The sequence below is a fragment of the Acetobacter zythi genome, assembly GCF_963921165.1.
GTDB lineage: Bacteria > Pseudomonadota > Alphaproteobacteria > Acetobacterales > Acetobacteraceae > Acetobacter.
Genome location: NZ_CAWUEO010000047.1, coordinates 61,814 through 86,230, shown reverse-complemented (window position 1 = coordinate 86,230; position 24,417 = coordinate 61,814). Strand labels below are relative to the sequence as shown.

22 protein-coding genes are annotated in these 24,417 nt (G+C 55.7%); 18 read left to right on the top strand and 4 right to left on the bottom strand.

The annotated features are described in order from the left end of the window. Positions 1–92: 92 nt before the first annotated feature. The gene (locus AABE20_RS13675) at positions 93–569 is read right to left on the bottom strand and encodes a YaiI/YqxD family protein (RefSeq protein WP_338333597.1); all 477 of its coding nucleotides are present in this window, start codon (positions 567–569) and stop codon (positions 93–95) included. 141 nt (positions 570–710) lie between these two features. On the opposite strand from AABE20_RS13675, the gene AABE20_RS13670 reads away from it, so the two are divergent. Further along, positions 711–1,019, top strand: coding sequence for a hypothetical protein (locus AABE20_RS13670; RefSeq protein ID WP_338333596.1), 309 nt, complete (start codon positions 711–713; stop codon positions 1,017–1,019). Positions 1,020–1,096: 77 nt separating this feature from the next. Here the strand turns inward: AABE20_RS13670 and AABE20_RS13665 are convergent, their stop codons facing one another. Next, entirely contained in the window at positions 1,097–1,840 is a 744-nt protein-coding gene (locus AABE20_RS13665) for a class I SAM-dependent methyltransferase (RefSeq protein WP_338333595.1), read from the bottom strand. Positions 1,841–1,948: 108 nt separating this feature from the next. On the opposite strand from AABE20_RS13665, the gene AABE20_RS13660 reads away from it, so the two are divergent. Beyond that, on the top strand, positions 1,949–2,689 hold the full coding sequence (locus AABE20_RS13660; protein ID WP_338333594.1) for a glycosyltransferase family 2 protein: 741 nt from the start codon (positions 1,949–1,951) through the stop codon (positions 2,687–2,689). On the opposite strand, the gene AABE20_RS13655 is transcribed toward AABE20_RS13660, so the two are convergent. After that, a complete protein-coding gene (locus AABE20_RS13655; protein WP_338333593.1) occupies positions 2,640–3,305 on the bottom strand; it encodes a COG4648 family protein in 666 nt (221 codons plus the stop codon). The two genes, AABE20_RS13660 and AABE20_RS13655, sit on opposite strands and share 50 nt — an antisense overlap. Before the next feature lie 28 nt (positions 3,306–3,333). Between AABE20_RS13655 and AABE20_RS13650 the strand changes: the two genes are divergently transcribed. From AABE20_RS13650 to AABE20_RS13575, 16 genes are all read left to right on the top strand, one after another. Then, positions 3,334–3,621 (top strand): phosphopantetheine-binding protein, encoded by a 288-nt coding sequence (locus AABE20_RS13650; RefSeq protein ID WP_338333592.1) that lies wholly within the window; start codon positions 3,334–3,336, stop codon positions 3,619–3,621. Positions 3,622–3,626: 5 nt separating this feature from the next. After that, entirely contained in the window at positions 3,627–5,285 is a 1,659-nt protein-coding gene (locus tag AABE20_RS13645; protein WP_338333591.1) for an AMP-binding protein, read from the top strand. Further along, a complete protein-coding gene (locus tag AABE20_RS13640; RefSeq protein WP_338333590.1) occupies positions 5,269–6,171 on the top strand; it encodes a lysophospholipid acyltransferase family protein in 903 nt (300 codons plus the stop codon). The genes AABE20_RS13645 and AABE20_RS13640 overlap by 17 nt, the downstream gene beginning before the upstream one ends. Beyond that, entirely contained in the window at positions 6,168–6,743 is a 576-nt protein-coding gene (locus AABE20_RS13635; RefSeq protein WP_338333589.1) for a LolA-related protein, read from the top strand. Before AABE20_RS13640 ends, AABE20_RS13635 begins: the two co-directional genes overlap by 4 nt. Then, positions 6,740–9,076, top strand: a complete 2,337-nt coding sequence (locus tag AABE20_RS13630; protein ID WP_338333588.1) for an MMPL family transporter — start codon at positions 6,740–6,742, stop codon at positions 9,074–9,076. Before AABE20_RS13635 ends, AABE20_RS13630 begins: the two co-directional genes overlap by 4 nt. Then, on the top strand, positions 9,073–10,263 hold the full coding sequence (locus AABE20_RS13625) for a beta-ketoacyl-[acyl-carrier-protein] synthase family protein (RefSeq protein WP_338333587.1): 1,191 nt from the start codon (positions 9,073–9,075) through the stop codon (positions 10,261–10,263). The genes AABE20_RS13630 and AABE20_RS13625 overlap by 4 nt, the downstream gene beginning before the upstream one ends. A gap of 104 nt (positions 10,264–10,367) precedes the next feature. Then, entirely contained in the window at positions 10,368–11,054 is a 687-nt protein-coding gene (locus AABE20_RS13620; protein WP_338333586.1) for a beta-ketoacyl synthase chain length factor, read from the top strand. Further along, positions 11,048–11,503, top strand: a complete 456-nt coding sequence (locus AABE20_RS13615) for a hotdog family protein (protein WP_338333585.1) — start codon at positions 11,048–11,050, stop codon at positions 11,501–11,503. Before AABE20_RS13620 ends, AABE20_RS13615 begins: the two co-directional genes overlap by 7 nt. Next, a complete protein-coding gene (fabG, locus tag AABE20_RS13610) occupies positions 11,500–12,219 on the top strand; it encodes a 3-oxoacyl-ACP reductase FabG (protein ID WP_338333584.1) in 720 nt (239 codons plus the stop codon). The genes AABE20_RS13615 and fabG overlap by 4 nt, the downstream gene beginning before the upstream one ends. Next, complete coding sequence (locus AABE20_RS13605; protein WP_338333583.1) at positions 12,216–13,487, top strand: tryptophan 7-halogenase; 1,272 nt, start codon at positions 12,216–12,218, stop codon at positions 13,485–13,487. The genes fabG and AABE20_RS13605 overlap by 4 nt, the downstream gene beginning before the upstream one ends. Before the next feature lie 1,427 nt (positions 13,488–14,914). Beyond that, on the top strand, positions 14,915–16,102 hold the full coding sequence (locus AABE20_RS13600; RefSeq protein WP_338333582.1) for an MFS transporter: 1,188 nt from the start codon (positions 14,915–14,917) through the stop codon (positions 16,100–16,102). A gap of 219 nt (positions 16,103–16,321) precedes the next feature. Then, complete coding sequence (locus AABE20_RS13595; RefSeq protein WP_338333581.1) at positions 16,322–17,011, top strand: cupin domain-containing protein; 690 nt, start codon at positions 16,322–16,324, stop codon at positions 17,009–17,011. Positions 17,012–17,395: 384 nt separating this feature from the next. Then, the gene (locus AABE20_RS13590) at positions 17,396–19,951 is read left to right on the top strand and encodes a TonB-dependent receptor (protein WP_338333580.1); all 2,556 of its coding nucleotides are present in this window, start codon (positions 17,396–17,398) and stop codon (positions 19,949–19,951) included. 24 nt (positions 19,952–19,975) lie between these two features. After that, positions 19,976–20,686: an HAD-IA family hydrolase gene (locus AABE20_RS13585; protein ID WP_338333579.1), complete on the top strand. Its 711-nt coding sequence runs from the start codon at positions 19,976–19,978 to the stop codon at positions 20,684–20,686. 12 nt (positions 20,687–20,698) lie between these two features. Then, positions 20,699–22,027: an MFS transporter gene (locus AABE20_RS13580; protein WP_338333578.1), complete on the top strand. Its 1,329-nt coding sequence runs from the start codon at positions 20,699–20,701 to the stop codon at positions 22,025–22,027. A 21-nt stretch (positions 22,028–22,048) separates the two neighbouring features. Next, positions 22,049–23,332 (top strand): NAD(P)/FAD-dependent oxidoreductase, encoded by a 1,284-nt coding sequence (locus AABE20_RS13575; protein WP_338333577.1) that lies wholly within the window; start codon positions 22,049–22,051, stop codon positions 23,330–23,332. Positions 23,333–23,457: 125 nt separating this feature from the next. Here the strand turns inward: AABE20_RS13575 and AABE20_RS13570 are convergent, their stop codons facing one another. Then, positions 23,458–24,387: a 2-hydroxyacid dehydrogenase gene (locus tag AABE20_RS13570; RefSeq protein ID WP_338333576.1), complete on the bottom strand. Its 930-nt coding sequence runs from the start codon at positions 24,385–24,387 to the stop codon at positions 23,458–23,460. Positions 24,388–24,417: the final 30 nt, after the last annotated feature.

Sequence of the window (24,417 nt, the reverse complement as noted above, 5' to 3'; positions counted from 1 at the left end):
TGCACAGCCCAAATGGCCTGATTGTAGGATTGGGTCTGTATTATGCTGCCATTCTGTGTGAAAAATGTTTTTTACACAGAAGTGTATGGTTATTACATTGGTGGTGGAACCAACCGAATGGTTGGTTTGCGGACCTTCACCACCAAAGTGTCAAGTTCGGAAAGAAAGCGGGAACGATCGGCTTTGCCAAATGCAGCACTGCCGGATGTGATCATCCCTGCCGAGCGTAGGTCTGTCATCAGATTGCGCATGGCCAACGCCATACCGATTGCATCGCTATCAAGCAGCCTGCCTTTGGGTTCGAGCACATAGGCGCCTTTTTCCACGCAACGTGCAGCTAACGGAATATCGGCGGTAATGACGATATCTTTCGCCTTGGTACGTTCGGCAATCCAGTCATCCGCTACGTCTGGCCCAGCCTCCACCACAACGCGTTCGACTAACGGAGTGTCTGGCACGGCGATCATACGGTTGGAAACAACAAAAACATGCAGACCATAACGCCCGGCAACACGGTACACTTCATCTTTGACTGGGCAGGCATCGGAATCGATAAAAATACGGATCATCACCATAATCTGCCGCAGCCCGCGAGGCACGACAAGGTATTGATAATTCTGTATTCCAGATAAGTCGATAACAGGAAGCTCATATTCCGATAAGCATAGTATGGGAATCCTGTAAGGATTTAAGTTGCAGGAGCATCACGGATGAAGAAAAAAATTATGCGCACCATGCGCTATATGTTGGGCTTTTTTGTTGTGGCTGGCGTGGCTGTTGCGGCCCCCGCTATGGCAGCAACGCCATATATACCAACGCCCAATGGCGAAAGCGGGCAATCCATGCGTCCGTTGTGGGTGCTGGTAGCGCAGCGCGGCCCGGATAATGAAGATTCCATGATCACAGCATATTTTTATACGCGCGCAGCATGTGAAGAAGCATTGAATTTTTTCCGTGAGCAGCAGGAAAACCCACGCCGTGAATTCCACGGAGCCTGCCTGCCATCGGGTGCCGCGTAACGTGCGATTTTGAGCCTATTCACGTAAAGGGGGTAGGTCGGTTTATGCCTTGGCCTACCGTAGTGCGAGCGGCTGTTTCAAAGCGGTCGTTCGCCCATATAGGCATGGAACACGCCAAATGAGGTGTGTTTGCGAACATTGCTAAAACCAACAGAGTGCAAGGTCTCCAAAATACGGGTAGGGGGTACACATTCTTCAATCGTGTCCCAGTAATAGGCCATGAGGGTTCGGCTTTCCTGCGAGGCGGTAACGCCGGATAACAGGGGGACCACCCGCCCAAGGTAAAAGCGCAGCAAAAACTGGACAAAACGGTTGTCAGCCCGCCCGATCTCAAGGATTAGCACATGCCCTCCGGGTTTGAGGGTGTTAAGGTAGCCGGAGAACGTAGCCCGCAGGTCCTGCACATGCCGTAAGGCATAGCCCATACTCAGCATATCCACGCTGGCTGGGGCAATGGGCAGGGCTTGTGCATCTGCCAGAACAACCTGAACCGGCAAATTGTTGCGGCATTGCTTGAGCATGCCCACGCTCATATCCAGTCCGATAATATTGCTTATGTCTGTGATTGTTGCCGCCTCGCGGGCAACCAGACCTGTGCCGGTTGCCACATCAAGCAGTGTCTGTCCTGCGCGCAGGCCCGCCATGCGTAACATCCAGCGCCGATACCACTTGCCCGACCCAAGCGAGAAAACCGAGTTGATCCGGTCATAGTAACAGGCTGTTCGGTCAAAGATAGAGCGCACAAATTGCCTGTGTTCGCCCTTTGTACGGTAATAGTCGGGCAGGACAGGGTGGGGTGGGCAGGGATTGCGCTCGGACATTACCATTTCCGGTTCAATGATCTTGGTATTCGGTTCTTATCGTAATTGAGGTATGTGGACCAGTCTTGCTGTTTTTTATCTGATGTTGGCTTTACAGGTATATCTGCCATGTTCCGCTGTATTGTACTTATTCCATCCTATAATTCGGGAGCGTTGTTGCGTAGGACGGTTGTGGGCGTTCTGGCCGTATGCCCGGATGTTGTGGTGGTAACAGATGGCAGCACGGATGGCAGTGATCAGACGTTGGATGACCTGCGGCCGATGCATCCAGGGTTAAAAGTTCTGCATCTGGCACATAATGGTGGCAAAGGGCGTGCTGTTCTGCACGGTGCGCAGTGGGCCATACAGGCAGGTTATACGCATGTTTTAACCATGGATGCCGATGGACAGCACCCGGCGCAATCTGTGCTCGATTTCATATACGCAGCCCAGTGTGCACCGGGGGCTGTGGTGCTGGGGGTGCCTGTCTTCGGGCCAGAAGCTCCTGCTCTGCGCGTATGGGGGCGCAAGCTGTCCAATTTTTTGATTGGTATGGAAACACGCGGCGCTGTTGAGGACTGCCTGTTCGGCTTTAGGGTTTATCCGGCAAGGGCCATGGTGGCTGCCCTTCAGGCATCACACTTCATGCGTGGTTTTGACTTTGACCCCGAGGTGGCTGTGCGCATGGTCTGGCAAGGTATGCCTGTGCTCAACAAACCGGCGGCAGTGCAGTATTTTAACGCTGAACAGGGCGGTATTTCACACTTTCATTATGTGCGCGACAATGCACGGCTGGCTTTTATGCATGTAAGGTTGCTGTTTACATGGGTGTGGCGCGCGTGTTGCGGAAAGCCGCTACGGTCGTTCTGAGCGATACGTGTTGGAAGTTGCGGATAACAAGGCGCCTTACGCCAGATTCCACAACCATAATCATCAGGGCTGCGGCAAATGTGCCGCCGGTCAGGGGCCATTGCCATGCGCCTGTTGGGCCAAGCCAGAATAGCAGGGGCGGGGTAGCAAGGGCTGCTGCAAAAAACATTGTCCAGACAACAGTCAGCCCATGCGTATAGCGGGCAATATCCGCACGTAAGGGGCCATGCACTCGGCTGGCCATAACGGCAACCAGAGGCTGCTGCGAGGGCATAAGGGATCGGCCAAAAACAAACAGCATCATCCCCAAAGATGCAGCGTACAGGCCGCAGGCATCCACAACCATGATCTGGTGGGGCCAGTAAATGGCCAGTACCGGAAGGATAACAGCCAGAACCATGCTTGTTTTGGCATACTGGGTCAGGAGGGCAAGCGCCACGCACTGCATGAAGGGGGCGAGCACACTAATCAGCGTTATTGCATGAAATGTATAGGGTATATGCCCAAGAAGAATTGATAAAGAGACAAGCATTACACCTGCCCCACGCCGCAAACGGGGGCGGCTTTTCCACCAGCTTGGCTTTGCGCGAATGTCCGTTTGTGTTAGCTCACTCATGATATCTGCATTTAACATGAGACATGCTGTGAATACGACCCGTTCAACAACAGTACAAACGCCTTTTGAGCATGAAGTTGCAGAACGGCTTGTTGCGGCCCTTCAGCTTGAAGTTACGGCTGAAGAAATTGCCCCGCAGGCGCCCCTGTTTGGAGAAGGGCTGGGACTGGATTCCATTGATGCTCTGGAAATTGCCCTGCTTGTCGGGCGCGATTACGGGGTAACCCTGCGTTCGGAAGACCCGGATAACCAGGAGATTTTTAGTTCTTTGCGGTCCTTGTGCGCGTATGTGCAGGCAAACCGTACCGCTGGGTGACGTGTATGTCAGACAGTCTGTTTGACCAGCAATGGCCTGATCTTTCTCTTGTTCATGCTCCCGACCGACCACTTTTTTTAACTGATCATGGGGCTGTTAGTGGGTGGGCATTTTTGCGTGCCGCACACCAGCTAGCCGCCTTGCTGCCTGACCAGCCTGTGGTTCCTGTGTGTTCAAGCATCAGCCATTTCAGCCTGCTCTTTGCCGCAACATTGCTGCGGGGGCAGCATGTTCTGCTCAGTAGCGAGCGGAACCCCACACGGCTGGCCGATCTTGCCTGCGAACATAACGCGGTCTGCGTGAGTGTTATGGGGGATGCCGAGGGTGAACTTCTGCCGCAAGGCGGGTTGATGGTGCCAGATACTCTGGCAACCATGTCCGCTGCGGACCCTGCGGAGGCTTGCCCTAACCCCGTGATCAGGCCGGACACATTGGTTGCTCTTGTGTTTACTTCTGGCAGTACGGGCCAGCCGGTTGGACATCATAAATATTGGGGAGGGCTGGTTACGCGCAGTGTGACCGCCCGCGTTCTGCTGGACCCGGACGATGCTCCGGCTTGTCTGGTCGGTACCGTGCCTCCTTACCATATGTATGGGTTCGAGGCGCTGGTCCTCCAGTGCCTGAACACACGGATTGCGGTGGTGGCCGCGGGAGGGGGCTATCCAGCGGACTGGCAGGCTAGCCTGAACAGGGCTTTTGCGCCGCGTATTCTGGTCACAACCCCTTTGCAATTACGGACCCTGCTGCGCTCAGGTCTGGCATTGCCGCCCATCCGGCGCGTGGTTTCGGCCTCGGCGCCGTTGGCCCCCGAACTGGCGGCGGAAGCAGAAGCCGCTCTGGCAACGGAAGTTACCGAAATTTACGGCTCGACGGAAACCGGCTCCATGGCTATCCGGCGGACGGTTGGCGGACCTGAATGGCAATGGTACAAGGGCGTTGTACCAAATGAGACAGCCGAGGGTGTTGAAATTTCGGCACCGGGAGTGCTCAGCTATGTTTTGGCTGATTTCATTCAAACCCGTGATGACGGTAAGTTTCTGCTGCTCGGCCGTGTGAACGATGTGGTCAAGCTGGGGGGCAAACGCACGTCTCTGGCCGCACTGAACATGGCGTTGAATGCTATTCCCGGCGTGGAAGATGGTGCTTTTCTGCCGCCGGACGCATCAGCAAGCAATTTTTTGGCGCGGATGCAGGTTTTTGCGGTATCTTCCACGCAGTCCGCACAAAATATTCTGCTTGCCCTGCGCGAGCAGATTGAACCGGTTTTTCTGCCCCGTAGTGTCAAACTTGTGCCCGCTTTGCCCCGTAATGCCGTGGGTAAGTTGACCCTTCAGGCTTTGCGCACCATGGCTGGGCAGCTTGCGGGGGAGGAGGAGGTAGGCTCTTTTACGCTGCCACATGACCATCCTTGCCTGCCGGGCCATTTTCCCGGTCATCCGGTTGTGCCCGGTGTGCTGTTGCTGGAAGCGGGAATGGAGCAGTTGGGGCAGGCGGATTTGTGTGTGGATATGGTCAAATTCCTACACCCTGTTCTGCCGGGCCAGACTGTGCTCTTTTTGGCCCGGAACTCTGGTTCCGTTGTGCGTCTGGTGGCCAGAGTGAATGATCAGCCTGTTATGCGGGCTGTGCTAAAGGCAAAGCCCGAGCATGCCGGGCACGACTGACAGACGATGGGTTGTGCCAGAACGTGGTAATCGGTTTGCCATGTGGCTTGCGCTGTTTTTAACCCGCAAGATCGGGCGGCGGCGGCTTGAATGGTTGCTTGGCCCCATTACCTTGTATTTTTTCCTGCACAACGGGGCTGCCCGCCGGGCCTCGCGCGCGTATTTGCAGCGTGTTTTGCCCGCTCCACCAAGAACTGCCGATATGATCAGGCACATGCGGTCGTTTGCCCAGATTGTGCTGGACCGGATTTTTTTTCTGCAAAACACAAAAGACATGCCACCCGTGCGTGTGGTCGGGCGGGACAGATTTTTGTACGCCCTTGCAGCAGGCCGGGGCTGCCTGCTGCTGGGCGCGCATATTGGATCGTTCGAGGCGCTCCGCGCTTTGGGGCGTGAACATGGCATGACATTGCGCATGCTCATGTATCGTTCCAATCTGGGGGGCGCTACGGATGTGCTGGAAACACTCGACCCCACATACGCACAGACCATTATTCCCATAGGTCAGGTGGATACCATGCTCCGCGTGGCCGAAAGTCTGGGCCGGGGCGAAATTGTGGGTATGCTGGGTGACAGAACGCCCGATACAGGCCGGTGCGTATGCGTGACCATGCTGGGGGGCAAGGTCCAACTGCCTGAAGGGCCGTTCCGGCTGGCTTTGGCCACGGGGGCACCCATTGTGCTTGTTAACGCAGTTCGCGCGACCGATGGGGTCTATGACGTAAGTTTTGACACCTTTGATGTGCCATACCCCACATCCCGGCAGGAGCGGGGGGGCTTTGTGCAACAGGCTGCCGAATATTATGCAAAATGGATGGAGGCGCTGTGTCTCAGGCACCCATTCTCATGGTTCAATTTTTACGACTACTGGAAAGACCTGCCATGAAAGTTTTCTCCCTTTTGGCCATATCCGGCCTGCTGGCAGGTCTGGGGCAGGCATGGGCGGCGGACAGCGCTGGCGATCTGAGCAGACAGATCATTGCCAGTCTGGGGCTGGTGGCACAGAGAACCCAGCCTTTCCATGAGAAAAAGGACATCGCGGCTCTTACTCACCCTTTGTTTTCCTCCGGTGTGCTGGCGTTCCACCGCCCCGCGTATCTGGAAAAAACAACGCAAACCCCACGGCAGGAAAGGCTGATTATTGATGGAGGCATGGTCTCCATCCAGCGCGGGGCAGGGAGTGTGCACCACGTTCCTCTGGCGCAAAGCCCCGCACTGGCGTTGCTGGTGACAACCATGCGCGCCCCGCTGGAAGGCGATATGGCAACCCTGACGCATGATTACACCCTGAGTGCGCAAGGCGACCTTGGTGCATGGACACTTATCATGACCCCCATTTCGCCGCAGGCTACGCAACTGGTGCATCTGGTCGTGCTGAAAGGGCGCAATAACGCCATAGACAGTCTGAAGGTCATGCAGGCCAATGGGGATGTGCAAACCCTGACCCTTGATCCGTGAAACAGCATAGAAAACCGTGGGTTCTGGCTGTCACGCTGGCAGTGTCGGCCCTGTTTGCAGCGTTGGTGTTCGTGAGCATTCCGCTACGGTTGGACATGGCGGGTTTTCTGCCTCGCGGGCATGATGATGGCACACGTTTTTTGCTCAGGGAGGTGCAGGGGGGTGTTGCCGGTACGGTTATTATGCTGGGGCTTGAAGGCGCACCAGAACCGGAGTTGGCGCGCCTGAGTCTGGGGCTGCATGCCGCACTGGTCAAAGACCCACAGTTTGTCTCTGTTCTGAATGGTGTATTCGCAACAGATCAGGCCGAGACCCTGCGAGCACTTTTATTCAAGCATCGTTACCAGCTTGCCCCGGATGATCATGTGCGGAACATGGATGCGCAGGCGCTGGAGCAGGCATTTGCCAATGTTCTGGACGGGCTGGATTCCGCCGCTGGCCCTGCGTTTGCCGATACGCTTTTGCGCGACCCGACAAACGCATTTATCCAGACTGTGCACGCACTTGAGCCAGATGTGCATGCCCGGGTCCTGCATGGCGTGTGGTTTGCGCCAGACCAAGCGCGGGCTCTGTTGTTGTTACGCACCACGGCCCCGGGCATGGACCTTGCCCGGCAGGCACAGGTGGAACACACGATTTCTGCTACGTTTGCGGGCTTACACCCTGGTCACGCAAAACTGCTGATGAGCGGGCCATCGGTCTTTGCTGTCTCCAGTGCCGTAGGTATGCGCCACGATGTGGATATGATGGCGCTGTGCTCCTTTGTGCTTGTCGTGAGCATACTGTACTGGCGGTTTCGCTCCCTGTGGGTGCTGGCGGCTATTGGGGTGCCATTTCTGCTCTCGCTCAGTATCGCCATGCTGGTTGTGTGGCTGGTCTTTGGCTTTGTGCACGGCATAGCATTTGGTTTTGGCATGACCATGCTGGGCGTGGCGCTGGATTACCCGGTCCTGCTGATCGGGCACCGTGACCATGGGGAAGGCCCGCAGGCAACGCTGCGCCGTATTGGCCATAGTTTGCGCCTTGGGGTTACAACGGCTGTGCTGGGCCTGAGCGGTATGGTTTTTTGCGGACTGCCGGGGCTGGCCCAGCTTGGTACGTTTGCCGCTGTGGGGCTGGTGGTGGCGGCAGTTGTTACCCTGCACATTATGCCGCGTCTGGTGGTGGCAGCCGATCTGGCGCCGTATACGAGTGGGCCATCCGCCCCCTTGGCTCGGGCGGAGGGATGGCGGCGTTACAGAGGGTGGCTTGTCATTCCTGTTGTGGTTTGCGCTACGGAACTCTGGTGGTCTCCCCCGGTCTTGGACACGCGTCTGGCAGCCCTTAGCCCGTTGCCCGAACAGACCTTGCGTATGGATGAAGCACTCCGAAAGGACCTTGGCGTACCAGATTCCTCGCTTATGCTTGCTGTTTCCGGCCTTACGGCGCAGGACGTACTGGAGCGGGAGGAAGCTCTGGCCCCTGTGTGGGCGCAATTACGCCAGCAGGGTCGTCTGGTGGGTGTGCAGGATGCCGCACGTTTTTTGCCGTCTGTGCGGCTTCAGCATAAGCGGGTTGAGCAGTTGCCGCCTACTGCTGCGTTGCAGGCGGCCATTGCGCAGGCGCGCGAAGGGTTACCCTTCCGCCCCACGGCGTTTGATACCTTTGTAAGCGACGTAGACGCAGCCCGGCAGATGCCCCCTTTGCTGCCGCAGGACCTACTGGGCACGCCGGTCGGCGCGGCAATGGCTCCACTACTGTTTGCACGTAGCGGACAATGGTTTGGTCTTGTTTTTCCAGAATCAGTTCAGGACCATCAGGCCGTGGAGCAAGCGCTGGTGGGGCAGCCGGATGTTCTGACCATGGATATGCATAAGGAAGTGGACAGTCTGTCTGCCTACCATACCGGGCGAACCCTCCGCTGGATGGCTGTGGGGTGTGCGCTGGCATTTGCCGTGCTGGTGCTTGGCTTGCGCGATGCAGGGCGGATCCTGCGCGTTATAGGGGCTGTGGTGGCCGTGCAGATAACGGTCTTGGGGGTGTTTGCGCTGCTGGGGCAGCCTTTAACCCTTATCCACCTGATTGCGTTGCAGTTTGTGTTGGGGGTCAGTCTGGATTACGCCTTATTTTTTGCGCGCCCACAACTGGATGCGGAGGAACGGGCAAGAACCATGCGCACATTGCTGACCTGTAACGCCATGACTGTTCTGACCTTTGGCCTTCTGGCGGCGTGCCATACCCTGCTCCTGCGCGAAATTGGTATGACTGTTGCGTTTGGTGTTGCGCTGGCCATGATCTATGGTTTTCTTCTGGCTGGACAACGCCAGCATATTGGACCACCAGACACACCATGAAACCACTCGCCATTACCGCCGGAACAGTCCTGAGCGCAATCGGGCAAGGGCTGGCAGAGACACAGGATGCTCTGCTAGACCGCCGCTCCGGCTTAACACCATGCGACTTTGCCGGAATAACAACAGGCTATGTCGGGCGTGTTCCGCTGGTAGAAAACCATGCGCTGGAGGGCGTTCATCCCGGCTTTGCCTGCCGTAACAACCAGTTGGCGGATATGGCCTTCGCGCAGGCGGATTTTTTACATGCTGTGGGCGAGGCCCGCCAGTTTTATGGCCCCGACCGGGTTGCCGTGGTGCTGGGCACCTCCACTTCGGGTATTCTCTCCGCGGAGGAAGCGTATAGGGCGAGCGACCCGGTCACGGGTTTTCCACCGGCCACGTTTGACCAGTCCCATACGCAGGACCTGTTTTCGCTCCCCCGTTTTGTCGCTGCCCGTTTGGGGCTGGATGGGCCATTGCTGAGTGTGTCCAACGCCTGTGCATCCTCCTCCCGTGCTTTTGTGGATGCACGCCATTGGCTGGAGGCCGGGTTGTGCGATGCCGTACTGGTCGGTGGGGCGGATAGCCTGTGCCGTATGACACTCCGGGGCTTTGCCTCCTTAGGGCTGGTTAGTCACACACCAACGTGCCCGTGCGATGCGGAACGCACAGGCATTTCCGTTGGGGAGGGAGCGGGTTTTGCCCTGCTGGAGCGTGAAGGCGCTCGCCCCGGGGCGGCTCCCATGGCTCGCTGGGTGGGGTATGGTGTAAGCAGTGATGGCCACCATATGTCCTCCCCCGACCCGCGCGCACGCGGAGCCGTGGCCGCCATGCGTGAGGCGCTGGAGCGCGCCGGGCTGGAGGCTGCACAAATTGATTATATCAACCTGCACGGGACAGGCACGGTCGTGAACGACGCTATGGAGGACCACGCCGTACATACGTTGTTTGGGAATGCCGTTCCCTGTTCATCCACCAAAGGGTGGACAGGCCATACGCTGGGTGCTTCGGGTATTATAGAGGCCATGTTCGCGATCGTGATGATGCGTGCGGGGTTTGTGCCGGGGTGTTTGAATGTGACCCAGCCAGATCCTGCATTTGAAAGCCAGATCCTCACGAATACGCTTCACAAGCCGGTCCGGCGGATTATGAGCAATGCTTTCGGTTTTGGTGGCACAAACTGTAGCCTGATTTTTGAGGCCGTGTGATGCGGGTTGTTTTGCAAGGGGTTTCTGTTTGGGGACCGGGGCTATCAGGGTGGTCTCATGCCGCGCGTGTTCTGCGGGGGCAGGAAAGCTGGGAGCCTGCTCCAGTGCAGGTGCCCCCCGCCGCCTGCCTGCCCGCCAATGAGCGCCGCCGCTGCGGCCCGCTCACGCGCCTTGCCATAGCTCTGGCGGATGAGGCCTGCACACAGGCCGGTGTTCGGCTGGAGGATGTTCGGGGGGTGTTTGCCAGTTCCAATGGTGATGGTGCGGTGGTGGATGGCATTCTATCTGCCCTGACCATACCCGGAGGGGAGGTCTCACCCACCCAGTTCCATAACTCAGTACATAATGCGGCAGCAGGATACTGGACAATCGGGCATGCTATTTTGGCGCCTGTTGTCGCATTGGGTTGTTATGACTGGTCCTTTGCACAGGGGTTGCTCAAGGCAGCAGCAGAATGCGTGGTGGAGAACGCACCTGTGCTGTTTGTGGCATATGACCTGCCCATACCCGGGCCAATTGGCAAAGTCCGCGTGACCCACAATACGTTTGGCTGTGCTTTTGTGCTGTACCCGCAGGCAGGGCAGAACCCGGTCTGCACGCTGGATATAACGCATACGGCCCAAACCGTGGCGCAGGGTGAGGTTTCTCCCGCTTGCTTGGCGGAACTTGCACGCACCAATCCGGCAGCAGGCGGGCTGGTATTGTTGCAGCAGATTGCCCGTGCTCAGGCTGGCGCCGTGCATCTGGCAAGCCAGCCGGGGGCTATTCGGGTTGAGGTGCAGCCATGTTAAAGCGTGAGGATATTCTGGCCCGCATTCCCCACCAAGGTGCGAGTTGCCTGTTGGATACGTGTTCTGCTTGGTCGGATGTTGCGCTGTGCGCACACACGGCAGCCCATTTGCACCCGGATAATCCCTTGCGCCACGCAGGACGGTTGGGTGTGCTTGTCGGAGCGGAAATGGCCATGCAGGCGGCGGCCCTTCATGGTGCGCTCACGGGGCGCGCCATGGCACGCACTGGTGGCTATCTGGCGGCTTTGCGAGACCTGCTGAGCAGCACAGACCGGCTGGATTGCGCAGCTTACGGTCTGTTGCAGATTGATGTGCTGCGCGAGCAAATGGACAGTGCGGGCATGGTATACGGTTTTACCATCCGCTCCCAGCCGGGGAATATCCTCCTGCAAGGGCGTGGTACGGTCATGTTCCGCCGCAGTACTGCTGAAAAAGAGGGGCTTGAATGAAGCGCGCTCTGGTTACCGGTGGTAGCAGCCCGATAGGTGCGGCCATCTGCCATAGGCTGGCTGCACAGGACCTGCATGTTCTGGTCCATGCCCATCATTCTGCCGATAAGGCACGCGGCGTTGTGGAGCGTATTCGCGCCGGAGGTGGTTCTGCCGAACTATGGTGCTGTGATCTGGCTAGTGCGGAGGGGGCCAAGCAGGCCCTTGCTCCCGTGCTGGAGGCAGGCGTTCCGCAGGTTATTATCCATAATGCCGGAACGCATGATGACGTGACCATGGCGGGCATGAGTGTTGCCCAATGGCGGGACGTTTTGGCGGTTTCGCTGGATGGTTTTTTCAATGTGGTTCAGCCGTTGCTTTTACCTCTGACCCGTACCCGATGGGGGCGGATTATTGCTCTGTCCTCCATTACCGCGCAAATGGGTAACAGGGGGCAGGTGAACTACGCTGCGGCAAAAGCCGGGCTGGAAGGGGCGGTACGCTCCCTTGCGCGCGAGGTTGGCAGCCGGGGCATTACGGTTAACGCCGTTGCGCCGGGAATTATTGCCTCCCCAGCAACAGAATCCGTGTTGAGCGCGGCCGATATTGCCGCTGTTGTTCCCGCCCGCCGTGCGGGGCAACCAGAGGAAGTGGCAGATCTGGTGGGTTTTCTGGCGTCAACGCAAGCGGCCTATATTTCTGGGCAGACCATCGGGATCAATGGAGGTATGGCATGAACGGTTCGGACACTTCGCCTCGTATGTGTGATGTTCTGGTTATTGGTGGAGGCCCGGCGGGGAGCACTGCGGCCACGTTGCTGGCACGGCAGGGTGTGTCGGTTATTATGCTGGAAAAAGACCCGCATCCCCGCTTCCATATTGGTGAATCCCTGTTGCCCTGCAACATGGCCCTACTCCGTGACCTTGGCGTGCTGGACAAGGTGCGCGAGATCGGGGTGTTCAAACCCGGTGCGGAGTTTGTCTCTGACCGGGGGGAGGGGCGGTTGGCCTTTCCTTTCCGTCATGCCATCAGCCCGCGGGATACACACGCCTATCAGGTCAGACGTTCCGAATTTGACGAAATTCTGTTCCGTAATGCTCAGGCGCATGGTGTGGAAACACGGGAGGGGCTGCGTGTGACGGAAGCCCGTTTTGCCCCCCGCCAGCCCACACAGGTTGTGGCGCAGGATGAAGCGGGGCAGACCCATAGTTTTAGCCCCCGTTTTGTCCTCGATGCATCGGGGCGGGATGGTTTTCTGGCCCGCCGCCTGCACACCCGGCACGCAGACAAAAACAATTCCACCGCTGCCATTTTTGCGCATTTCCGTAATGTTGTGCGCCGCGAAGCTGATATGGAGGGATATATCTCCATCCATCTGGTTGATGATGGATGGTTCTGGATGATCCCCCTGCGCGACAACATTATGAGTGTTGGTTTTGTGGGCGATAAAAATGCGTTTAGCGGTCAAACTGGCCCGAAAACAGACCTGTTTTGGAAAAAAGTGGCAGAAAGCCCAAGTGTTGCCGAGCGTCTGGCTCCGGCTGAACAATTGGGGGAATTAACAACAACCGGCAATTACTCCTATTGCGCGGACAAGACATGGGGTGAAGGCTACTACATGATCGGGGATGCTTTTGCGTTCCTGGACCCTGTTTTTTCATCTGGTGTGCTGCTGGCCATGAAGAGCGCATACCGTGGAGCCAGAGTGGCGCAGGCATGGCTAAAAAGCCCGGCACAGGGGCGCAAGGTTGCCCGGCATGAGGAACAGTGCACAAGGGCGGAAATGCGCCGTGTGGCATGGCTGATTTATGGGATTAACGACCCGGTTCAGCGGGAACTCTTTTTGAACCCCCGCAATATCCTGCGTATGCGGGATGCCATTATTTCGCTTCTGGCGGGGGATTTTGTGGGGCGCTGGCGGGTGCAGGCTCCTCTGCTGGCATTCCGTGCGGTGTTGCAGACCATGCGCTGGAAATGGGCGCGGAAACAGCAGATAACAGACTAAGCCCCCTGTCCACCAGAGCCTGCTGCTTGCCAAGCCATAAGTAATAGGCGTTATAAAAAGCTGCAAAATCGGCAGGCTCTTTTTTTAACCACCACAGGAGCGGCTGGCGGTCTTTGGCAATACGCGCATAGAGTGCCTGATACCAAAGCAGGTTGGCATGCAGGTCATGGTAACGTGGCTGCGCAAGGTAGCGTTTGAACGCCCGGTTGTAATGGCCAAGCAGGGGGTCATCATAAAAAATGAGGGACAGATTGGTGTTGTAGACCTCGTTAGGGTCATGCACAGGGTTGGAATCCAGAATAACGCCGGGTTCACCGGGCAGCCATCCGTCATTGAGCAGGGTTTGGCGGGTTAACGGGTCATGGAATAGGGCATGTAGGTCGCCCGGGTCGTGGCGTGCGGCGCGGTCAAGCAGATTGACCACCTCGTTCTTGGGAACAGGGAAGGTCAGGGCCGCTTTGAGAATGAACTGATGGACAGGTAGGTCATGCCAGAAGTCAGCCGCAGCCAGCGCATTATGGATCAGATGGTTGCAGTTATCCTGCATAACATTGGTTTCAAACGTCTTGGGGCCATAATGGTACAGGGCGTTCCGGCTGTTCAGAAAGTCCACAACATGGGCCATCTGGTCCGTAGTTACTGGCAGGCGGGCACAGTAGCGCGCGCGGCCATAGCTTACGGCGTAATCCGTGCCGATGGACACTTCATACTTCCAGTCCTCGGCTGTGGCACTGGCGGGTTTGTCGGCCAGTGCCCAGTCGCGGAAGGTAATGGCGCTATAAAGCCCACGTTGCCGGGCGGCACTTTTGGTCGCCTGATACGTGTTCCGCGTAAGGCCCGCTCCGGGTTTGAGAATACCATCGTAAAAAAACGTGCGCCCGGACACGCCAACCCAGTTTGCATTCACAAAATGGGCGTTCATGCTCACGCCGGTTTCACCCTGCGGGCAGGTTTTAAGCACGGGGTAGGTGGAGGTGGGGTCCAGACATGCCCCATGCAAAAACAGAACGGCATGCCCACCGGGGCCTCCGGCAATATCGGCACCATAACCGGGTTTTTTAGAAATTTGGGAAACAGCACAAAGCTCAGCCCATTGGGGGAACAGGCTATTGTAAGCATTTTCCTGCAACAGGGGGCCGGGGGTATGAAAATCCGGCGGGGTGCAGCCAGCGAGTAAAAAACCTGCAATCAATACCGCATAAGATGCTTTGTAAGAAGGCACACAAATTCTCGAAATCAAATGGAAGGAAATGCACAGAGCCACGTAAAGTGGCTGTTTCTGTGAGGTAAGGCAAGGTGTGGAGACATCAAATAAAAACCATGCGGTGTTTGGGTGGGTCAGCGGTGGAAAAGCCTTAAAGTGTTCTCATAGAGCCGTATTTTGCTTTAAGCATGTGCCCTGTTGCTGACCCTGTAAGGAAATTTGCGTGAAAAAAACGATCTGTGAACAGACGCCAGAACATAAGTCGGCTGCTCTGGCCCTGCTTGCTCTGTCATGTGGGGCCTTTGCCATAGGGGTAACGGAGTTTACGCCCATGGGGCTGTTGCCTGTTCTGGCGGATGGTGTGCATGTGAGTGTGCCCAAGGCTGGCGGGTTGGTCAGTGCCTATGCATTTGGGGTTATGGCTGGCGCACCTGTTATTACGCTGTTCCTGGCCCGTTACCCACGCAAATATGCCCTGATCGGTTTGATGCTGCTCTATGCCATTGGCAATCTAACATCAGCCATGAGCGCGACGTACAGCCAGTTGCTTGTAGCGCGCGTGCTGACCAGTCTGGCCCATGGTGCATTTTTTGGTCTTGGTGCGGTGGAGGCGGCAAGCCTTGTTGCTCCAAACCGGCAGGCAAGTGCTGTGGCCAGCATGTTTATGGGGCTTACGGTTGCTAATATTTTTGGCGTGCCCGCAGCAACATGGTTGGGTGATACGCTGGGGTGGCGCACGGCTTTTGTTGCCATTTCCACCCTTGGGCTGGTTGCGGATGTTGCCTTGTTGTTGGCGCTTCCTTTGGCCGAGGCCGGACTACGGCCAGACGTGCGGGCAGAGCTAAAGGCCATTTTGCGCCCCAATACCCTTATGGCGCTGGGCGTTACGGTTGTTGGGGCCGGGGCCATGTTTGAACTCTACACATATATTGTTCCCATGATGGAGCATATTACCAAAGCAGGCCCAACCCTAACGACCGCCGCTCTGATGTTGATTGGTGTGGGCTTCAGTCTTGGCAACATTCTTGGTGGATGGGCGGCTGACCGCTCCTTGGTGGGAACCTTGTTGACTGTATTCCCATTGCTGGGCCTGATCATGCTGGTTTTTCCCTTTGCCGCACAAACACCGACAGGGGCGTTGATAGGCGTTTTTGTATGGGGGACAGCCAGCTTTGCACTCACACCCGCCTTGCAGATCCGTACCATGACCGCAGCGCATGATGCACCAGCACTGGCTTCTGCGGTCAATATTGGGGCCTTTAATTTGGGGAATGCCTTGGGGGCGGCATTGGGTGGGGCCGTGCTCTCGCTTGGGTTTGGGTATCCGATGGTTTCTGTCGTGGGGCTTGGTCTGGGTCTGCTGGGGGGCTTTATGGTCCTGATGTCCCGCAAAGGCAGACTTGCGCCCTGACCGGGCTATTGTTGACTGCCCGTTATGTGATGCGCCGTGTGTACCAACCGTCGGCCTTAAACAGTGGTGATGCAGTGGATATGCCTGTTCAATAAGGAGTAATTGGTAATTTTTCAGCTCAAAACCGCCATTCATGCGGAAAGGATGCCGCTATCCTCGTGGGAATGGCCTTTGCTCGGCCGCTTGATTTGAACCGCTGCAAAGCAGGAGTTGAGAAAAATGCTCGATATGAAACGCGCTCTGGACCTTAAGGCGCTGGCCGCAACGTGTCCCGTTACGCCGGGGGATTACCTGACTGCGCGTTATGCATTTCCCGTGGCCGATGGTGCAGTTGCACTGGAACTGGTTGCCCCACAAGGCAGTGGGCATGTTGCTGCTACGGATGAGGACGTTTTTGTCTTCGTGCTGGATGGTCAGTTTGCCATCAATGACCATATTATGGTCGTGGGGCAGGGGAGCAAGGTTACTGCGGGTACGGCATTTGAGTGGTCAGCCACACCCGGCACCAGAGTGTTTGTGATGGGGGTAAAGGAACTGCACCCGTCCGAACCGGGCGTGGTGCAGATTGACCCTGCAGCCGCTATGTCTTTGTCCTCACCGCCTCCGGCTGAATATCTGACCGGTCCGACCCCAGTGTGCCAGAGCGCACCAGCATGGCGCACCTGCGATGGTCAGTTTTATGGTGGCATCTGGTCCGCAACGCCGTATTGCCGTAAAAAAGTACCTTATGTGCATGACGAGTTCATGTACCTGCTTGAAGGGAGCGTGTCTTTTGTCAATGAGGCAGGCGAAGAACAGACTTTTAGAGCAGGAGATGCGTTCCTGATCTGCCGTGGCGCCAGCTGCTCGTGGGAAAGCCGGGATGTGGTGAAAAAGGTTTATGTAATTTTTCGTCCAACAAATGGCTAAGGCTGCAATGCCCAGTAGCTTTAAGGGGGCCTCTTTATAGCGGCATTCAATTCAAGCCCAGAACAGCAACAAAAAAAGCTGCCATCATACAAGATGGCAGCTTTTTTTATTGGCTTGTCGATACAGGTTCAATCTGATGTTCTCAGGATTCAGTCATGCTTTATCGGCTTAAGGTGTAGCGCAGGGCGCTGTCTGGCTTACGTGATGATGAAAGGATGGTAGGCTTTGGGAGAATTTTACTCATTCCGGTATAAAAACGATATGATGTACTGTATAGCATAGGAAATCGGAGTATTCCGCTGCACCGATCTGCACATAATCATTCGGACAACTGGCGCTGTCTCACGCTTTATCGCCCTATTTTGGGTGTTCCGGAGGATAGGCATGGCAAACACTCAAACTTCTCTTGTTGCGCGCAACGGCATGTTCGCGCGGCTGCCGCGTAATGTGGCTCAGGGGGGTATGTCCCGCTCCCTTGCTCTGCTGCTCTCGGTCTCGTCTTTTACCGGTTTTGGTGGACTATATTGTTCCGGCATCGGAACAGCATGGGCTGAATCCGACCAGTCCGCACAGGTGGGCAAACGCAACGCCAAGACGTTGCCGCGTAAAAGCGGTACGCAGGCTAAAGCGTCTACCAAAACTGCTGCAACCAACCAGAAATCAGAATCGGTTGTGTCAGCCAAAACGGAAGAGGTCGGGGTAACCGGGCACGTTTCTCTGCCTAATGGGGTTACAAACAGAACTCCGGGTGGGGGCATGATGCCTCCGCAAACCATTGCCAAATCCCGTAGTGGCCTTACGCGCGATTATATTGCCAAACAAAGCCCGACAAGCAATGCGGCGGCCCTTATAGCCAGCCTTCCAGGCGTTGTTTACGCAGGCAATGACCCGCTTGGCACCAATGATGACCAGCAGGGCCTAACAATACGTGGCCTGAACCAGCAGGAAATCGGCTTTCTGTTTGAAGGCATTCCTGCGGCGGCTCCTGTGTACCTGCTGCCATACACGTCTGCTGCGGCAGATAACGAAAACATTCAGTCCTTGACCCTGACACAGGGGTCACCCGATACGCGCTCTCCGCTGTATAACGCCGTGGGGGGGGAACTGTCTGAAAAAATGCATGATCCTTCACACCATTTTGGTGGGCTGGTCGATGCATCTTATGGTTCCTTTAGTCTGCGCCGTCACTTTATCCGTGTTGATACGGGTGAAATTGGCAAAACCGGTGTGCGCGGCTTTGTATCTTTCTCACACCGCGTAGCGGATGAGTGGCGTGGTGTGGGTGGAACCCAGCGCTACCATGTGGATATGAAGTTTGTAAAAGACTGGGGGCAGGATAACCACGCTGCCTTTGTGATGAGCTATAATGACGCCAAGCAGTATTACCTGCGTGCCCCCACCAAGGAGAAGTGGGATCAATACGGCGTCAATTACAACTATAATGATACACCCGGCGGCGCCACCGCCGCTGATGCGGCGAATTACTATAAGTATAGTGAAAACAGGATGAAGAAGTTCATTCTGGGTGCTCCGATCAACATGAAGTTTGATCACGGGCTGGCGTTGGATGTAACACCATATTTCACCTACTCTTGGGGGTATGATAATGGTGGCACCACGCTTGACCGCAATACCAGCTATCTTGGCCCTAATCCGGCAGGTCCGCTTCAGGTTGCTGGTACGTCAAACCCCATTGTGGCCGCATCTATCGATACGTACAAATTGGCCTATTCCGGCATTAATACGGCCCTGTCCTGGACGCGTGGGCACAACACACTCACGGGTGGCGCATGGTATTCCTATTTCGATCAGTCGGAACCGCAGAGCTATCAGGCCGTTAATGCCGATGGCAGCGTGCCTAGCATGTGGGGCAATAACCCCATTCTGACCGCCAATGGCAGTGTGTTGCGTACGTATAATATTCACCTGATCCAGCAGACAAATGCGCTGTTTATTAACGATACCTACAAGGCATTCCATGACAGGCTGACAGTTACGGCCGGGTTCAAGGAAGTCATGATCACACGTTCGGAAACCAACGATGTGCCGGGTGTGACCTACGCAACTGGGCAGAGCACTGCGCAACCGCTGCCACAGTTCATGGCCAGCTTTAAAATTACGCCGCATGACCAGATTTATATCAATGGTACGTCCTCTTTCCGTATGCCGGCTTCGATCATGACCTATGCTGACCGTTACAGTGTTGGCAGTGGTAAATTGAGCACCAGACATGCAACCAATATCAAACCCGAGTTTGCGATTGGTGAGGAAATTGGTTACAGGCACACAGGTTTTGCCAATATCTCTGTCGCGCTATTCAACTATAACTTCACACATAGGCAATTGAGCACGACCACCTATCAGGGTAGCCAGGCTATTTCTGAATCGATCGATGCAGGTGGCCAGACCATGCGTGGTGTGCAGTTGGAAGTCGGGCTACGGCGGTGGCATAACTTTAGCCCCTATTTTTCAGGGCAGTATGAACACGCCACGATCGACAGTAACCTGCCGGGCGTAACGAGCGATGCTGCGCACTTGAGTGTGGCGCTGCCAACCAAAGGTAAAATGGCTGTTAATACGCCTCAATTCACTGCGGCAGTTGGCCTGAACTACGATGATGGATCCTTTTTTGGAGGATTCAACATGAATTACATTGGCAAGCAGTATTCAACATTCATGAATGATGAATCTATCCCAAGCTATGAAACGTTTAACGTCAATCTTGGGTATCGATTCAAGAATATGTGGCTTGCTAAACATCCACAGATCCAGCTGAATCTGCTCAATATTGGTAATAGTGGTTATTTGTCCGGCACAAGCAGCATTAAAACCAATGCCCATAGTGTGGTGGTGAATGGCAGAACTGTGGCCGGGAGTGCACCGCAGTACTATGTTGGTGGTGGTTTTGCTGGTGTTCTTTCCTTCTCAACAGGTTTTTAAGCACTAAGTAACGGAGATATTGACGTGGGCCGTTTTCCCAAAGCGTTGACCTTTGATGTTGTTGGCACCCTGATCGACTTTGAAAGCGGGATGATAGACGCGCTGCAAAAGCTGTGCGGGGCCACCATTGAGCGGGAGGCATTTTTGAGTGCTTATAGGGGGATGCGCGCACGCGCGCAGACCCTTCCTTTTCCGCAGGACCTTAAGCCGATTTATCTGGAGCTTGCCGCACAGTTCGGCCTGCCGGAAAAAGAAGCGTACGCCGATGCCTTTGTCTACGCGGCCAAAGACTGGCCCGCGTTTGAAGACAGCGTGGAGGCCATGCAGCGTTTGGGCAGGCACTTTAAGCTGGTGGCCATGACCAACACACAACGTTGGGCTTTTTCCGGTATGGAAAAAACACTTGGACTGCCCTTCCATGATTCAATCACGGCAGATGATGCGCTGTGCGAAAAACCGGATACGGCCTTTTTCGGGTTTGCGCGTGGCCGCCTGAGCCGGGATGGCATTCTGCAAGGGGACATTCTGCACGTAGCCCAAAGCCAGTACCATGACATTGGGGTGGCCCGTAAGCTGGGCTACACCGTATGCTGGATTGAACGGCGCAAAGCCATTGGTGGGTTTGGCGGCACAATAGCGGTCGAGAGCCTGACCAAACCGGACTATCATTTTTCCACTTTGAAGGAACTGGCAGACCTGGCCGATCAGGGCGTCCTGCAGATGTTATACTCCTGAGGGGATAAAGGCATGGAAGTCCGGACCCTTGATGACGTACCAGCATCGGCCTTTCATTTGCGTCTGGCGCTTATTGCTGGTGGTGGGCCTTTTTGTGATGGCTACATTCTAGGTATTATTGGCGTTGTGCTGCCACTTCTGGTCTCCAGCTTCCATCTGGGGGCCAACGCCACCGGGCTTGTGGGGGCGGCATCTCTGGCCGGTGTGTTTGTTGGTGGACTGGCCGGTGGTGTGACCTCTGATCGGTTCGGGCGGAAGATCCTTTACACCGTGAACATTCTTATGTTCACGGTCTTTTCCGCCGCCCAGTTTTTTTGTGCAAGCTTTACAGGTTTGCTGGTCTGGCGCTTTCTTATTGGCATTGCCATTGGTGCGGATTACCCGATTGCCACGGCCTACGTGACCGAGTTCATGCCCCGGCGTTGGCGTGGACCAGCCCTGAGTGGACTGATCACCTTCTGGTGGCTGGGCTATGTGTGCAGTTTTATCATAGGGTATGCGCTGCTCTCGTTTTTTCCGGGTAACTGGCAGCTTGTTCTTGGCTCCAGCTTTGTGCCATCCCTGCTTTTGCTCCTGTGCCGTGCCGGTATGCCGGAATCCCCTCTCTGGCTGCTCAGTGTTGGGCGTGCCGCCGAGGCGCGGCATATTGTTAAAACATTCCTGAATACGGATATTGCGTTTGAGGCTCCGTCCGCCGCATCATCCGCCGGGGGTGTGCGGCAGGCTATGGGCCTGTTGGGAAGCCCCCGTTACCGAGGGTTGTTGTTGTTTGTGTGCGCGTTCTGGATACTGCAAAGTGCGCCTGCATTTTCGATCCATACGCTACAAGCGCAAATTCTGGCGCAGATGCACCTGACCAACCCTATTCTGGCGGCCTGCGTTGTGACCTGCTTTACGTTTTTGGGGATTTTGCCTGTCACATTCGGGCTGATCAACAGGATCGGGCGTAGAACACTCCTTATCTGGTCGTTTGTCATGGCGGCATTATCCTTGCTGTTTATTGTTGTCTGGCCGGGGCAGGCGGGTTGGGCGGTAATGGTCGCATTTATTGTCTACTCTGCGGTGGAAGCCGCTGGGAGTGGTCTTCAATTTGTGTATCCCAACGAACTGTTTCCAACAGAAATACGGGGCACGGCAGTAGGGTTTGCCTCGTCCGCCAGCCGGTTGGGCGCGGCTGTGGGTACTTTTCTGCTCCCTGTTGGCGTGGCTCATTTTGGCGTGCGTGCCACCTTGTTTGCAGCTTTTGGCCTACTGGCTCTTGGAGCGCTCATATCATGGCGTTGGGCGCCGGAAACAGCCGGGCTTAGTCTCTCTCAAGCCAGCCATATTACCCTTTCCTGATACGATTATGAGGAACGCGTTATGAAATTAACCTCCTATTGGCTGGAAACAGCCCCATCATTCACAGGCAGCCCCATTGCAGCCATGCCCGGCGAGGTGGATGCCGTGGTGGTGGGAGGCGGTTTTAGCGGTCTTTCCGCGGCTTTACGGTTGCGCCAGTTGGGGGCCTCTGTTGTTCTGCTTGAGCGCGAACAGGTGGTGGGCGAGGCCTCGGGCAGGAATGGTGGCCATGTTAACAATGGACTTGCCGGTAGCTTTGCCCTTGCGTGCAAAAATATGGGCGTGGAAAAAGCGACTGCATTGTACAAGGTTTTCAATCAGGCTGTTGATACAGTTGAAGCCATTGTACGCGATAACGCCATTGAGTGTGATTTTGTAAGATGCGGCAAACTCAAGGTTGGTAATCTTCAGGCCCATCGCGCCGCCTTGGTGGCTGATTATGAACAACTGCAAAAAGAGGCTGATCCAGACGTAAAATTTATTGATGGTCAGCAGATACGGAGCGAACTGGCGTCTGACCTGTTCAATAGTGGGCTGATTTACCCCCATAGTGCACGCATGCATATGGGCCGTTTTGGTGTGGGGCTGGCCCAGTCTGTACTTAAGGCTGGGGGGCTGATTTTTGAAAATACGCCTATGACTGGCATAAAGTCCGGCAAAGGCGGGTTTGAGGTTTCTACCCCCCATGGTCCTATTTTTGCAAAAAATGTGCTTATGGCCACCGGGACCAGCCGACATGGGCCATCCTGGTTCCGGCAACGCATTATGCCTGTGGGAAGCTTTATTGTTGCGACAGAACCCATGGATGCATCAAGTCTGGAACAGGTGCTTCCGGGTGGCCGTAATGTGGTGACTATGCAGAATATCCACAACTATTTTCGGGCTACAGCAGATAACAGATTGATTTTTGGCGGCCGGGCCAGTTTTTCCCGCTCACGCACGACAACGGATATTGCGAGTGGCCACATGCTGCTTGCCGCCATGCGCCGTACACTGCCAGCCTTACCAGACGTAAAAATAGAGTATTGCTGGGGTGGGGATGTGGATATGACCGTTGATCGCCTGCCGCGTGCGGGGCAATGGAACGGATTATATTACACCATGGGTTATAGCGGGCATGGCACCCAAATGTCTGTTTACATGGGGCAACGCATGGCGGAAGCGATGAGTGGCATGCCCGGGACAAACCCGCTTGCTGGGCGGTCGTGGCCCAAAATTCCGTTTTATGGTCTGGCTTCCCACTTCCTGCCTGTGGTTGGCGCTTACTACCGGGCAAAGGACTATGTGCAAAACCTTGAGCCATAACCGTGCTGATTTAATGTAATCACGGGAATGACCAGAGCCAGCACCTCAAGGGCTGGCTCCTGAATTGGATACAAAAAAGGCAGGGATATCAATCCCTGCCTTTTTTGGTAAAAACGGAGAAGATATCAGTAACCCTGACTGCGATCCACTTTGGAGGGAAAGTTTCGCTCTCCGGCAAGGTAGCGTTGCACGGTATCAAGCAGCACGCGGCCTGCTGTTTCAGTTTGGCTATTGCTGGCAACATGGGGGGTTACCATAACATTGGGGTGGTCCCACAAGGGGCTGTCGGCCGGGAGGGGTTCAGGGTCTGTTACGTCCAGAATGGCCGCACCAATCTGCCCGCTATCCAGTGCTGCAAGCAGGTCTGTGGTTACCAGATGCGCCCCGCGTGCAACATTGATAATCTGCGCACCTTTAGGCAGCTTGGCAAACAGGTCAGCATTGAGCATGCCCCGCGTGGCATCGGTAAGGGGGAGTAGGCAGATCAGAATATCGGACGACGCCAAAAACGCATCCAACTCCTCCATGCCAGCATAGCAGGTTACATGATCCAGTGTATGGCGTGAGCGCGACCAACCGCTACAGTTAAAACCCGCATGGGCCAGAGCCTGCACAACTGGTGATCCCAACGTGCCAAGGCCCATAACACCCACCCGGCGCTGCGCTGCGATTTTGTTATGTTTTGTTTTCCAGACATGCTGCTTCTGCTGTGCAAGATATGTCAGGATTTCGCGGTGCAATGTGAGTGTTGCCCATAGAACGTAGTCGACCATGCCGTCCGTCAGGCCGGGTTCGATCATGCGGATAATGGTAACATGCTCGGGAATTGTGTTCATATCGAACTGGTCAACACCCGCCCCGACCGAAAACAGGACCTCAAGGTTGGGAAAGCGCGTTAGCAGGTCCGCCGGAGGCTCCCATGCGGCAATAAACCGCACGTCTTCTGGAGCCCCTGTTTCTGGCCATATATGGAAGGCCAGATCAGGCAATGCCTTGTTAAAGAGTGGCTTCCAGACCTCTGCGCGTTCACGGGTGGATTTGAGCACAAAAGACATAGTGTAGTTTCCTACAGAAAATGGGTAATC